Annotated in this window: 9 protein-coding genes; 3 read left to right on the forward strand and 6 right to left on the reverse strand. The window is 67.7% G+C overall.

Going from position 1 to position 13,522, the window contains the following annotated elements; all coding sequences use genetic code 11:
- Positions 1–53: 53 nt before the first annotated feature.
- Entirely contained in the window at positions 54–1,295 is a 1,242-nt protein-coding gene (locus tag O3656_RS08100) for a variant leucine-rich repeat-containing protein (RefSeq protein WP_500063471.1), read from the forward strand.
- Between the two features lie 174 nt (positions 1,296–1,469).
- Here the strand turns inward: O3656_RS08100 and O3656_RS08105 are convergent, their stop codons facing one another.
- The gene (locus tag O3656_RS08105) at positions 1,470–2,615 is read right to left on the reverse strand and encodes an acyl-CoA dehydrogenase family protein (RefSeq protein ID WP_500063472.1); all 1,146 of its coding nucleotides are present in this window, start codon (positions 2,613–2,615) and stop codon (positions 1,470–1,472) included.
- A gap of 196 nt (positions 2,616–2,811) precedes the next feature.
- On the opposite strand from O3656_RS08105, the gene O3656_RS08110 reads away from it, so the two are divergent.
- Positions 2,812–3,420, forward strand: coding sequence for a LytR C-terminal domain-containing protein (locus O3656_RS08110; protein WP_500063473.1), 609 nt, complete (start codon positions 2,812–2,814; stop codon positions 3,418–3,420).
- 1,723 nt (positions 3,421–5,143) lie between these two features.
- Here O3656_RS08110 and O3656_RS08115 read toward each other — a convergent pair.
- Positions 5,144–6,391 (reverse strand): App1 family protein phosphatidate phosphatase, encoded by a 1,248-nt coding sequence (locus O3656_RS08115; RefSeq protein WP_500063474.1) that lies wholly within the window; start codon positions 6,389–6,391, stop codon positions 5,144–5,146.
- Between the two features lie 257 nt (positions 6,392–6,648).
- Here O3656_RS08115 and O3656_RS08120 point away from each other — a divergent pair, with 257 nt between their 5' ends.
- Positions 6,649–7,590 carry a hypothetical protein gene (locus O3656_RS08120; protein WP_500063475.1) on the forward strand — a complete coding sequence of 314 codons (942 nt, stop codon included), beginning with the start codon at positions 6,649–6,651 and terminating at the stop codon, positions 7,588–7,590.
- Between the two features lie 147 nt (positions 7,591–7,737).
- Here the strand turns inward: O3656_RS08120 and O3656_RS08125 are convergent, their stop codons facing one another.
- The 4 genes from O3656_RS08125 to O3656_RS08140 form a co-directional block, all read right to left on the reverse strand.
- Positions 7,738–8,955, reverse strand: a complete 1,218-nt coding sequence (locus O3656_RS08125) for an MFS transporter (RefSeq protein ID WP_500063476.1) — start codon at positions 8,953–8,955, stop codon at positions 7,738–7,740.
- Positions 8,956–9,226: 271 nt separating this feature from the next.
- A complete protein-coding gene (locus O3656_RS08130; protein ID WP_500063477.1) occupies positions 9,227–10,729 on the reverse strand; it encodes a multicopper oxidase domain-containing protein in 1,503 nt (500 codons plus the stop codon).
- Positions 10,730–10,739: 10 nt separating this feature from the next.
- Positions 10,740–12,020: a serine/threonine-protein kinase gene (locus O3656_RS08135; RefSeq protein WP_500063478.1), complete on the reverse strand. Its 1,281-nt coding sequence runs from the start codon at positions 12,018–12,020 to the stop codon at positions 10,740–10,742.
- The gene (locus O3656_RS08140; protein WP_500063479.1) at positions 12,017–13,351 is read right to left on the reverse strand and encodes a DUF8744 domain-containing protein; all 1,335 of its coding nucleotides are present in this window, start codon (positions 13,349–13,351) and stop codon (positions 12,017–12,019) included. The genes O3656_RS08135 and O3656_RS08140 overlap by 4 nt, the downstream gene beginning before the upstream one ends.
- Positions 13,352–13,522 lie beyond the last annotated feature (171 nt).

Genomic DNA, 13,522 nt, shown 5'->3' on the forward strand with positions numbered 1-13,522 from the left:
CCGTGATCGCGGTATTGTGTAACAACCTCGTGACCGTGAAGTCTGGAGTTTCGATGGCTGAAGAGCTGCATTTCGACGACCCTGCGGCGGCTGCCCAGGACCCGTCGACCGACGCTGAAGCGCTGCGCCAGCTGGCGTACCGCTACCCCGAGCTGCGCCCGGTGGTGGCCGCGCACCCGCACGCCTATCGCGGGCTGCTCGACTGGTTGCACCAGTTCAACGATCCGCAGGTCAACGCGGCACTCGAGGCTCGCGACGACTATGACGGCTACATCGACTCCAACGGCTACCTTGTCATGCACGGTGATGTGTCCGGCGCGGTCGCCGGCTCATCGATCCGCACCTCCGAATCCGGCATGTACGTGCTCGGCCAGGGTGGCGTGAACTCTTACTCGCAGGTCGAGCGCACCACCCCCTACTCGGCTGTCGTCGGCACGAATGCTCCCGTCCCGCAGGTGGGTGCTCGCGAGCAGGTCGTTGCCCAGGTGCAGCGTCATTCCATCCTGGGAGGCAAGGCCGCCCAGGATCCCGAGGCGACCGCCGTCTACCCGAGCGCATCCGCAGGTTCGTCCTACCCCAGCGCGTCGGGCACCCCCGCGCGCACGCAGCCCATGCCCCAGGCCTACCGGGGTGCAGGCGCGTCCTACCAGGTCCAGCCGAGCGCCCCGCAGAACGCCGCGCCCGCCGTCGAATCCAAGGAAAAGCGCGGCTTCCCCGTCATGGCCGTCATCCTCGGCGTCCTCGCCGTGACCGCGGCGATCCTCCTCGCCTTCGTCATCTACGTGTTCACGCGCGGATACGAGGGACCCGCGGCCGGTTCGAGCCCGAGCTCGTCGTCCTCCTCGTCCTCGTCGGCCCCGACGCCTTCTGCGAGCGCCACGACCGAGGAACCCGTGAAGTACCCGGCCCCCGCCGGTGCGATTACCGTCGACTCTTTCTCCTCGCCGTCCGGGAATATCACTTGCTCCTTCACCGCTGACGGTGTCAGCTGCGGCATTGGTGAGTCCGATTGGGCTGAGGACGGTTTCGCCTCCTGCACCGGCAACAAGGTCGGCGTCCTGACCGCCACGAAGGACAAGGCCGGACAGTCCTGCGAGAGCGCTTCGCCCAGCGGCGGCAACGCCCTCGCCTACGGCGCGGCCGCCACGAAGGGCGACTACGCCTGCCACTCCACGCAGGATGGCATCAGCTGTTGGAACACGAAGACCGGTCAGTCCTTCGCGTTGGCGCGCGGCGGCTGGATGATCGGCACGACCGGCGAGATCGGCCCCGAGAAGTTCAGCTGGAACGACTGACCCCACGCGCATGACGTGCGCATAACGGAGGGCGGGCCCGAGGGATTCCTCGGGCCCGCCCTCTCGATCTGAGTCGACGAGGCCTGGGTGCGGCCGTCCTGTGGGATGGTGCCTCGGGCCGCGCGTCGCGACCCGGGCGCGGCGGGGCACCCCGGCCTCGTTCCCGCTCCGGCGCTACGCCTTCTCGATGGGGCCCAGGATCAGGTTCGCCCACGCGGCGTGCAGGGACTCCTGGTCGGAAGGCTGGAAGAGGCCGGCGAGCGCGTCGCGGTACAGGCGCGAGAGCTCGTGCGTGTTGTAGTAGGCGCTGCCCCCGCACGCGCGCATGGCCTGCTCGACGGCACGAAGCGTGGCCTCGGCAGCCGCGTTCTTCGCGGCGGACAGCTGCGGCATCCACGAGCGGCCGCGGTCCACGCCCTCGTCGATGTCGCGCGCCAGCTCGCGGATCTGCGGGCCGACCGCGTTCATGATGAGTGCCGCCTCGGCGATGCGCCAGCGGATGTCGGGGTCGTTGGAGTAGGTCGTCTGGTTCTTCACCGAGCGGCGCTTCGCCACGTGCTCGGCGGCGACCTCGACGGCACGCTCGCCGACGCCCTGGTAGGTGGCGGCCAGGAGGATCTCGAAGTGGGAGAAGATCCCGAAGATGACGGGGTCGGCGCTCGGGCCCGGGTCCGTGATCGTCAGGATGCGCTCCTCGGGCACGGTCACGCCCTGGAGGAGTGTCGTCATGGACTGGGTGGCGCGCATGCCCAGCGTGTTCCAGTCGTCCTTGATCGAGTAGCCCTCGTCGTCGCGGTGGACGATGCCGAACACGGACTTGGGGCCCTCCTCGGCCTGTGCGCGCCCGAAGATGAGCAGGCGCGTCCACACGGGGGACAGGGACGTGAAGATCTTGGTGCCCTCGAAGGAGTAGCCGCCGTCCGTCGTCGCGGTTGCCCGCGTCGTCGAGCCGAAGAGAACGAGGTCGTTGCCCGGCTCGGAAATACCGAAGCCGAAGACCTCCCCGGCCGCCGCGTCGCGCAGGATCTGCTCGCCGCGCGCGTTGCCTGCCGCCACCAGGTAGCGGCCGAGCCCGACGATGATCTGGTGCATGTTGATGCCCAGCGCGGTGCCGGGCGCCGCCTTGGCCAGAGCGGTCTGTTCCGCGGCGATCTCGGTCAGGCTCAGGCCGGCGCCCCCGAACTCTGTGGGGACGAACGCGGCCAGGTACCCGGCCTCGCGCAGGTCGGCGAGGTCGGCCTCGGGGTAGGTGTTCGCGGCGTCGGCGTCGGCGGCGCGCTCGTGGATGCGGGCGAGCAGGTCGGTGTCCAGGAAGCTCATCGCGGTCCTCTTTCGGGTCGGACGGAGGCGAGGCCGGGGCCCCGTGCGGTTGGTGTCCCGCGTAGGGCGGCAGCGCGTGGCCCCGTTACTCAGGGTGACCTTACTGTAGCGCCGAGGGTGTGCGGCGGCGAGATGTAACGTGCCTGACGGGGCGTTGTCTGGCCTCGGGACGCTCCCATTCGATAGGCTGGACACTGTGAGTACTCCGAACGCGCCCCGCACTGCCCTCACTCCGCGCCAGCGATTCCTGCGCGAGCGCCAGCAGCGTCAAAACACGACGTTCGCCATCATCGGTGTCGTGATGTTAGTGGCCGCGGTGGTGGCCTCCCTCGTGTTCACGGGCATCATCCCCGTCCCCTTTGGCAATGACTTTTCGGTGAAGATCAAGTACGCCGAAACCGGCGATATTCCTTGCCCGACCGCGAACGCGAAGCCCGTCGCCCCCGGTCAGGTGTCCGTTATGGTCATCAACACGACGCAGCACCAGGGCCTGGCATCCAAGGCGACGGACATGCTCACAACCGCTGGATTCCAGACGGCGGAGCCCGCGAACTCGGACGTCGAGTACACCGGCAAAGTGCGCATTACCGCCGGTCCGAACGCGGTGGATAACGCCTACTCGGTGGCGCGTTTCTTCCCCGGCGCGCACGTGCGCCTCTCCGACGCGCAGGATTCCACCGTGACCGTCGAGCTGGGAACCTTCTACGACGACGTGATGAGCGCCGAAGACGTGCAGCGAGTCCTGAAGTCCACGGATCCCATCGAGCAGCCCACTAAGTGCCGTCCGATGTCGGGATCAAAGTAGGACTTGTGACGACGCAATAGATGGAAGGGCCGCCCCTCGGGGCGGCCTTTTTATAGTGATGAGCTTCGTTTCGGGGCTAAACGGCAAAATGGGGTTAAAGGACAAAACGTGTTGGTTTTGTGGCGACTTTTTGGCTTGCTTGAGGGGTTATAGGACACTGCGTGTTGCTGGAGGGGTGACTTTTCGGCTTGTTGATGCGGAAAAGTGGTGTTTTTAATTGGTTGATACCAACAATGAGGATGGACAAATCGTGTTGCTAGCAGGGCGATTTTTCGGCTTTGTTGCGCGGGAAAGTCACGAATTTAGTTGGTCGTGTTTGCCTCGTTCCTGTGAATCCTGCATCGCGCGTGTGCGTGGGCGAACGCTTGGCCAGGTGTGGACATTCAGCGTCAGGGGTGCAGTTCGCTGAGGCGTGCTAGCCGCCTGCGTTCCTCGCCGCGCACGTGGACCCGCTGATTCGCACGTGGGCCCGACACCTCGCACGTGGGCCCGATGGTATTTGTGTGGGCAGCGCCGCCCACGTGCATGTCGAGGGGTTAACGTGCGTATCAACGGGTTTACGCGCACATTCAAGGGCTAACGTGCGAGCGCACCGCTCGTGTCGGGCAGCCAGAACCCCGGCCAGGGGCCCGACAGCGTGCCCCCGGTGTGCTCGCGACTGCCCTGGCCAGGCACCCGATAATGCGCGCGAGCAACCCATGCACCCGGGATTGCTCGCTGATGCGTGCGCTAGTTGCCCATGTCGCCGGGATCGCCCAGAACGCTGACCACTTCTCCCCAAATGGCCCTATTTCATCGTTTTTTGGCGAGGTGGTCTGCGTTTTGGGTGCCTCGCCCGTCAGGCAGGCCCCTTGACGGGGGGAATTGCACTACAAGAGGGTGCGACACGCCGGCGACACACCGGTTGAGGGCTTCGTGTAGTGCAAAACCCCCACCGCTACCAGTGTCGAGCGCGCTGCAGGGGCCGAGGGCCAGGATGGGGCACCGGTGGGTGGCGGAAACCCGGCAACTGCATACACGGAAGGTGCCACGACGAAACAAAACTCTCCCAGCACGAGCCGCGCGGCCCCACTTCCGGTACAAAACTCTCCCAGCACGAGCCGCACGGCCCCACTTCCGGTACAAAACTCTCCCTGCTCGCCCGAAATGGCTCGATTTGGCGCTTTTTCTACATGCAGGGAGAGTTTTATACCGTTCTCACCGCCAAGAAGCTGAGCAGGGAGAATTTTGTACCGAACGGCAGAGTTGGGGCTCGCCAACAGGACACCAGGCCCCACCCGTGTGGAGGGTGCCGGAGGGACCGGTGTGGAGGGCACGGGCGGGTTTCGAGGCACAGAGCCTGGCCGCGGTGCCGGTGGGCGGTGGTGGAGCCCGGCCGCAGTATCCACAAACAACAGGAGTACCCATCCCAAGCAAATTTCGCATGCAATTCCCCCACGACACGGATCCATGCACGCTCAAAAACCGCAGAATATCAACGATCAGACTTCAACACTTGAAATACACTCAGGGGAATTGCATGCGAAATTGGTGGGAGAGTGGCCCGTGGGGCAACAAGCAGCATCACGCCGACGGGCTTGCCCGCTCAGCGGCCGGTCAGCGGCCGGTCAGCGCCCGCTCAGCGCTCGGTCAGCGCCCGGTCAGCGGCTCGCGAGTGGCCCGTGGGGCCTCAAGCAGCGTCACGCCGGCGGGCTTGCCCGCTCAGCACCCGCTCAGCACCCGCTCAGCGGCTGGCGAGCGGCCCGGCCGTGCCACGGCCTCGGATATTCTCCAGGAGCGCCTCGCCGTCCGAACCGTACCAGACGGGGATGGACTCGGGGACCGTCCACAGGGCGTCGGGCACCATGGCCTCGAAGCTGCCGTGAGCCATGAACTGCTCGATCTCGGACAGGGAACGGATCGCAATGCCCGCGACGCACTGGGGGAACTCGCGGGCGAACTCCGCGTAGATTTCAGGGTCGCGCTGCCCGTCATCGCCGACCAGGAGCCAGCGCATGTGCGGGAACATGCGGGCCAGGCGGCGCAGCTCGCGGCGCTTGTGCTCGGGGCCCGAGCGGAACCAGCCCGTGTTCGAGGGGCCGAAGTCCGTCATGAGGAAGCCGCCGGCCGGATAGCCGGTGCGCTCCAGGAAGGAACGCACGGTCGGCACGACGTTCCACGCGCCCGTCGACAGGTACATGATGGGGGCGTGGGTGCCCTCGGGCACGCCCTCCGACGTGGCCGAGGAGGTGGTTAGCGTCGTCAGCAGATTCGCCATGCCGGGGACGGCCTCGCGCGCGGAGACGCGGTCGAGGAACGCGTGCTTCGCGGCGGTGACCAGGCGCGGCAGCATGGAGACCATGACGGTGTCGTCGATGTCGGAAACCACCCCGAAGCGCTCGTCGTCGGAAACGATGCGCAGACACACGCGGGCGGGGCGTCCGGCGCGGATGCGGCCCTTGCGGGGGCGCTCGTGCATCGCCGAGGCCGGGGCGGGCAGCGGGGTCGCGGTGCGCAAGGTGGCGGCGAGCTTCGCGGCGGTATCCTCGGACATCCCGAGGGCGCGCACGTCGCCCGCGTGCAAGACCTGAATGGTCGCGTCGTGCCAGCCGGGTTCGAGGCCGTGGCCGAGCACCGTGATGTCGACGAATCCGCCGCGGTCCGCGAAGGCGAGCCTGCGCGCGTTACCGACCGTGACGAGCACGGGCTGGCGGGGGACTTGGGCGTTGAAAAACTGGCGCCACCCGCGCCTCGTCTGGAGCCAGGAGCGGCCCTCGTCGCCGCGGGCCATGAGGACGCGGCCGAGGATGCGGGCGCTGCGCTGGGAGCCGATGCCTCCGAAGCCGACGACGCCCGGGTAGTACCAGCCCTGTGACATGACGGCGACCAGCAGAGACGATGCGAATTCGCCCGCGCCAGCCGTGAGGGCGAGCGTGAACGAGGGCGATTCGTCGTCGATGAGGGGCGGTCGGAGGCGCATGAGGGCAATCATAGGGCCAATGCACCGGGGAAGCGCAAGCTCCGGAGCGACGGAGCCGCAGGTGCCCCGTGGTAGTCTGACCGCGCAGTCAAAAGGAGTGCCGCGAGTCGGTTGTGCGCCTGTCCACTGAGGTGTGGGACTCGTCGCCGAGAGTGCACGAAGGAGAAACAGTGACGCAGGAACAGCTCTGGGGTGGGGCACCCACGCGGCGGCCGAGGGTCATACGCTGGCTGGTGTTGCTCGTGCTCTTGCTCGTGGTGGGCGCCGGTATGGCTTGCTGGTTCGTTGGCAAGCCGGCGCGGGAGAAGGCCTCGGCCGAGGAAGCGGCGCAGCGATACGTCCAGCTGGTCTTTGAGGGGAAATACGAGGAGGCTGAGGAGTATGCGCGTCCGGCCTTCCCCGGCTGTTCGGATCTGCACTGCACGTTAGACGCGTCGATGGCGCAGCCCATTGAATACCCGCAGCTCATCGACCTGACAGTGGAGAAGATGCACTACAGTGACTACATGGTGACGGTCCGTTACACGGTGGCGGGATCAGAACAGACAGGCGTGTTTTCAGTGGCACAAGCCGGAGAATACGTTTCCGCTTCTGACAAGCGGCAGATGGGGGCGTGGGTCATTGAGACTCCGCTCACGGTGGACACGAGGGTGACGCTTGATAGAGCCATCTCCTCGCTGACGGTCGGGGAACAGTCCGTCTATGACGCTCCTACCGGGGGGAATGGACGGCCCTACCCGTGCACGTCCGTGACGATTAGTGGATACCCCGGGCTCTACGATATTCATCTGACGAAGATGTCGGAGCGCTGGTACCAGGAGCTGTGGGGGAGCGATGATACTCTGATCGACTCCGGCGACTTCGATCATGTGACCGTGGCGCTCGGGGACGATTTCGGTATTCGTGTCGTTGCAACTCCCGAGGACTACGACGAGGTGCATGCGGACATTGAGAGCATGATTCGGCAGTGCTTGCGAGGCGAAGATTCTTGGGTGTGCGACTCGAGGCTGCGCGGCAAGGGCGAGGACGGTGTCACGATCGCGATGAGGGATGATATGCGCTTTGAGTTCACCAGGCCCGCTCTCGAGAATAACTGGGTGAACGTAACCGTGTCATTCCCAGATGGCACTGATGAGAATCTCACCGTGACCTGGGTGTATGTGCTCCATTACCGTGATCCTGTCACCATCACATACAAGGTGACGAGCTGAGTGTTCGCCCCACCTATTCCAGCAGGATGTACGTGGCTGACATACGCCTCGATGATCAGGGGCAGACGCGCGTAGTGTTCTCCTCAAGGAAAGCAGCTCGACGAGGCCGGGGCCTCGGGCACCACGCGCGCGGCCCCCGACCCCCGCTCAGTCGAGGGGAAGCTCGGGCACAGGGGCGGCGGTGCCCCTGCGCAGGGCGGGCAGGCCGATCAGCATGAGGAGGACCATCGCCCAGCCGGATCCCGACATGGTGAAGAGTCCGCCGCGCGCGCCGATAGCGTCGATCGCGGGACCCGCGACCGCGGTTCCCAGGGAGACACCCAGGCTGATCGAGGTGGACATCCAGGTGAGGCCCTCGGTGAGCTTCGCGGGCGAGACGGACTGTTGGATGATGACGTTGACGTTCGTCATTGTGGGCGCGCAGGTGAGGCCCGTGATGAGGATGACGATGGCCATCGTCCAGACGTTGAAGGCCAGGGGGAAGAGGCTCATGCCGATCGCCATCGCGATCACACCGATCACGAACAGCTGCCAGGTGGGTCGCCTCCACGTGCGTGCGCCGTACACGAGGGCGGCAGTCAGCGACCCGATGGAGAAGAGAGCGAGGAGGATGCCGCCGAGCGCGGGGGTGCCCAGCTCCTCGGTGAAGCTGACCATCGACACTTCCATTGCGCCGAACGTCATGCCCATGCCGATGTAGGTCGCCGCCATGACGAGGACGACGGGCTTGCGGATGACGGACTCGCGCGGGGCGGTCGGATCGTGGGGGATGATCGCGGGCTCGGAGTCGCGGCGCGACAGGAACAGGAAGCCGCCCACTGCCAGGCTCGCGATCGAGATGATGAGGCCGGTCGCGGGGTGCACCGCGGTGCCCAGGACCGTGGAGAGCACGGGGCCCACGATGTACACGAACTCGTCGACCGCGGACTCGAGGGCGTAGGCGGTTGTCAGCTGTTCGGGCTTGTGCAGGATCGTTGACCAGCGCGAGCGCACGAGCGCGCCGGGAGCTCCCCAGGTGGCGCCCGCGAGGGCGGCCGGGATGAAGAGCGTCCACGCCGGGGCGTGCATGATGACGGCGGCGACCAGCGCGGACATCGACAGGACCGAGATCGTCCACGCGGGGCCCATGACGCGCAGCTGCCCGTGGCGGTCGACGCGGCGCGCGAGGATGGGCGCGCAGAGCGCCATGACGATGATGCTCACGGCAGAGACCGCGCCCGCGAGCGTGTAGTTGCCGTACTCGGTGCGCACCATGAGGATCGTTGACAGTCCCACCATCGACATGGGCATGCGCAGAATAAGGGCGGCCGCGGAGAATTTCCAGGACTGACGGTAACGCAGAATGTCAAGATAGGTGCCTAGCATCCATCTATTCTATCACAGGGGTAGCGTCCCGAAAGCCAAGCGGAATGGGGCGTACGTAACCATTCGGGCCCCGCGCGCGGGAGGAAAAACCCGCTCAAATGGCCCTCGATTTGTGGCGCAAGAACCGGGCCCCGCGCGGGGGAGGAAAAACCTGGTGTCGCGATGACCGACGAGCGCTGGCAAGCCGGGCGGCGCGCGGGAGGGGACACCGCGAAGAAGCCACGGCCTCGTCCGTGGGGGACGAGGCCGTGGCCAGGATCGGGGAACGGCTTCAGTCGGTCACCTCGAAGATGCCGGTCTGGCCCTTTTCCGCCAGGGAGAGTGCGTGGTTGACGAAGGCGTAGTGGCCGGCCTCGAGGGGCGTGAACTCGACGAAACCGCCCTCGGCGGCGCCCAGGGACAGGACCTGGCCCCAGCCGCCCCCGCTGCCGCCGCCGCGGATCACGTAGGCGCCCTCGCGCCACACCGTGTCGAACTGGGTGCCCACGACGTGGAAGGTGGTCGCCAGGTTGGGGCCCGCGTCCATGACCCACACGCGCACGCGCTCCTTGGTCTTGATGGGGATCGGGTGTGCCTTGTACTGGAAGGGAACGCCGTTGAAGGCCATTGCGTTGGGTTGCAGGGCCGACAGGAGGGACGCGTCGGCGCTCTGCCCGTCCGCGCCCAGGTAGAGCTCGGAGGCGACCATGACGTACTCGCGGTCGACCTTGTCGAGGTCGGTCGGGTCAATGATGACGGCGCCGAACATGCCGTTCGCGATGTGCATCGACATGGGCGCGGTTGAGCAGTGGTAGAGCCAGATGCCCGCGTTCTTCGCAACAAACGTGTATTCGAGGCTCTGCCCGGGCTCGATGGAGCGCATGACGTTGTCGGGGGCGACGAGGCCCGCGTGGAAGTCCAGCGAGTGGCTCATCGTCCCGTTGTTGACCAGCGTGATGTGGAAGGTGTCGCCGATGTGTCCGCGCAGGATCGGGCCGGGTGCCTCGCCGTTGAAGGTCCACGTCTGGCGGGTCAGCGTGTCGGTGACGTTGGTGGTCTGCTCGGTGACCGTGAAGGTGTAGTAGCGCTCGGTTTCGCTAGTCGCGGCCGGCAGGGCGGGGTCGCGCGCGTCGGTGGACGCCGCGTAGTCGGTCAGCTCGGTCGCCGTGGCCGGACCGCCGGTCGCATCCTGGCCGTGGTCGTGCCCCGTGTGGCCGCTCGAGGCCGAGGGCCCCGAGGAGGACGAGGCGCCCGTCGCCTGCACGTGCAGCGTCATGCCCATCTCGCGGTGACCCGGCAGGGAACACCAGCCCTCGACGTCGCCGCCGATGACGCCGAGATCCAGCTCCTTCGTCTCGCCCGACGCCAGGGACCCGGAGGACACGCCCGTCTCAAACACCAGGTCGTGGCGCTGATCCCCCGAATTCGTGAAGTCGATGATCAGGCGGTCACCAACCGGCACCTCGATGTGGTTGGGGGTGAACGCCATGCCCTCGACGCCCACCGACACGCGGGTCGTGTGCCCGGTCGGCGTCACGGACGAGGCCGTGGCCCCCGATGCGGTCCCCGTGCCCGACGTGGTGGGCGCGGACGGGTTGGATAGGAAGATCGCCAGCGCGAGTGCCACGACGGAGACGACGCCGATGATCGCGCCCGCCGTGCGGCTCATGGGCGAGTGGTCGCCCGCCGGGCTCATGCGCAGCTTCGGCGTTCCCGTCGAGCTACCCTTCGGGGCGGACGTTGTGCGGGCGTCTCCTCCCGATGAGGGTGACGCAGACAGGTTCAGGTCAGCCACGGCGGCCTCCTTACGTGGTGGTGGGGGATTGGGCGGCGCGCTTGACACGCGCCTGGGCCACGCCGCAGCGGGCCATGAGGACGATGTCGACGACGTAGGTGGCCAGCAGGACCACCCACGCGGCGATGGTGAGGCGCTCGGCGGGCACGCCGCCCAGGGATGCGACGGCGAGGGCAAACACTGCGGCCACGTTGCGAGCCGCCTCCCGGATGGGCGCCCCGGCCTCGAGCACGCCGACCCCGACGCGCACCGCGGAGGGGCCGCCGCCGATGACGACGGGCATCAGGTAGGTGAGCGCGCCGACGAAGAGCTGGCCCACGCCGGCCGCGCCGAGGATCGGCAGCCACGGCAGGAACGCCGCGCGCAGGCCGGTCGCGTCCGCGGCCTCGAAGGCGCGCAGGGACGCTCCCGCGCCGGCGACGAGAATCCAGGCGGCACCCAGCATGAGGGACCATGCGCCGTACTCGGCCGGGCCCTTCGCGAGGGCCGCGCGAAGGAGTGGAACGCCCACGCCCAGCGCCGCCGCGCCCACGACGACGAGGAGCCCCACCGACGCCACGCGCATCGACCCGGCCACGACTCCCGCGCCCGCGACGAGGAGAGCGGCCACCCACAGGGGCAGGGCGCTCGTCGCGAAGGACACCGCCCGCGGATCCATGCGCGTACGCATCGCGGTCGGCCCCAGCGTCACCAGGGTCCCACCCATCGTCAGGCCCACCCAACCGGCCACACCCGCCAGCGCGTGGGCGACCGTCAGACGATCCCGGGCCTCGGCCAGCCACGCGGGTGCGTTCGCATCAAACATGGCCACCGTGACGAAACCGGCCAGCAGCGCGCCGACCACCAGGAAAAACGCCGCCGCGATGTAGTAGCGGATAATCACCGCGAAACGCGACGCCAGGCGCTCGCGGGACGCGGTGAGCAGCGCCCACCCGTGCCATGCGGCGATCACGCCGACGACCGTCGCGCCGGTGACGGTCGCGTGCCACATTCCCGACCACATGCCGCCGATGAGGAGCAGCAGGGAAAGATTGAAAGCAATGATGCGCACGGTATTGTCGCGCCCGGCGCGTCGATCACCCGGGGCCAGATGCGCGAGTGCGCGCGTGAAGTACCAGGACCACTGGAAGATCCCGTTCGACAGGACGCCCAGGGTCACCAGGTGGATCATCGTCCACAGGTTCTGCGGGATACGGCCTCGGGCGACGATCGTGACCGCGGCGCACGCCGCCGCCGCGCACATCCACACCGAGGTTGCGCGGTCCGTGCGGGGGACGCGAGGCTTGGTCATCGCACCTCCCGTCCGCCCGAGGACGCTGGAGCCGCAGGCCCGGCCCCGGCCTCGTCGCTGAGGCGGCGTTCGCGCGAGACCGCGCGCGCCCGGCGAATCGTTACCGTCAGCGTCGTGGCGACGAACAGGAGGACGCCCACGACACCCAGCGTGCCGCCGAGGCGCCACGGGTAGGCGGCCTCGCGCGCGCCCGCGAGGAGGCGCAGCAGGAGGGAGACCTGCAGGAACGCGAAGGGAACCCACATGGCGGCGTGGTAGGGGACCTCGCGCCGGGCGACCGCCGGGATGATGACCGGCGCATGGGCGAGCAGCATCGAGACGACGAAACCGATCGTGACCGCGTGGACGCCGGCGTCGTACCCGTACCCGTCGAAGGCCGGGGGTGCGATGACCCACATCAGCGCGGGAACGAGCGCCCATGCGTAGCCGCTCAGCATACACACGGCGGCCAGGCGCGGCAGGCCCTTCATGCGCACGGTGCCGCGCGCGACGTCGTGCCACGCGGTGTCCACCATGAGGGCGCCGAGCGACAGACCGATCAGCGGGTAGCCGACCGCGGGAGAGTAGAGCGCGACCGTCAGGCCCACCATGAGGGCGGCGCTTTCGGCGGTGATGCGCCGCTCCGTGGAGCCGGACGCGAAGGCGAGGCGCGCAAGTTCGACGCGCTCGCCGACGATCGTGACGATCAGGAAGGCCAGCCACCACGGGACAGCGCGCGGCGTCTCGAGGCCTCGCCACCACAGGAGGATGCCGCCCAGCCCGATGAGCGCGCCCATCAGCTGGATGAGGACCGCGTGGGTGGCCTGTCTGCGCGCCCACACGTAGCAGTAGATGGCGCTCAGCGTCGCCAAACCGAGGGTGATGAGGAAGCCGGGCATCATCCGCTCGGGCGAAAAACCAGTCAGGTGGGCGGCGAGGAAACGTGGGATCGGCAGACCCGCGAGCGTCTCGCGAACGCCCTCGTTCAGGGAAACGACGACCGCGCTGACGGCGCCCGCGCCGGTCAGTAGGGGAGCCGCGTACGCCCACGAGCGCCGCCCGTCGGACTGCAGGGCGACCGCGCGCTCCAGGCAGATCGCGGTGCCCAGGAACCCGTAGATCATGAGGAGTCCGTGCACGGTCCCCAGGCTCGTCGAGGCCACGGGCGCGAGCGCCCCGAGGCGCACGAGGGAGGCGTCCAGGCCCGCGAGGAGCGCGATGCCGGCCAAGAGGAGGAACGCGAGACGGCCGGCGGGCAGGCGGGGGATGGCTGGCCTCGTCGTCGTTGCGGACGAGGCATGGGCTGGCGCATCCGCTCCCGCGGAGTGTGCGGGTCGGCGTGCCTCGCTCATGTTGGCTCCTGGAGGTGGTGGGTGTGAGTCAGGCCCCGGTGGGGGTGACAGTGCCAAGGTAGCCGCCCCGTCACCAATTTTCTAGGGGTGTGAGCGGTAAAAATGTGCGATAGGGGAGTATGGGCGCCCCGAATGAATGGGTGCGCGTCAGGTTTCCGTCCGGTAATATTG

Origin of the sequence: Pauljensenia sp. 27098_8_83, assembly GCF_041432695.1 — a bacterium.
Classification (GTDB): Bacteria; Actinomycetota; Actinomycetes; order Actinomycetales; family Actinomycetaceae; genus Pauljensenia.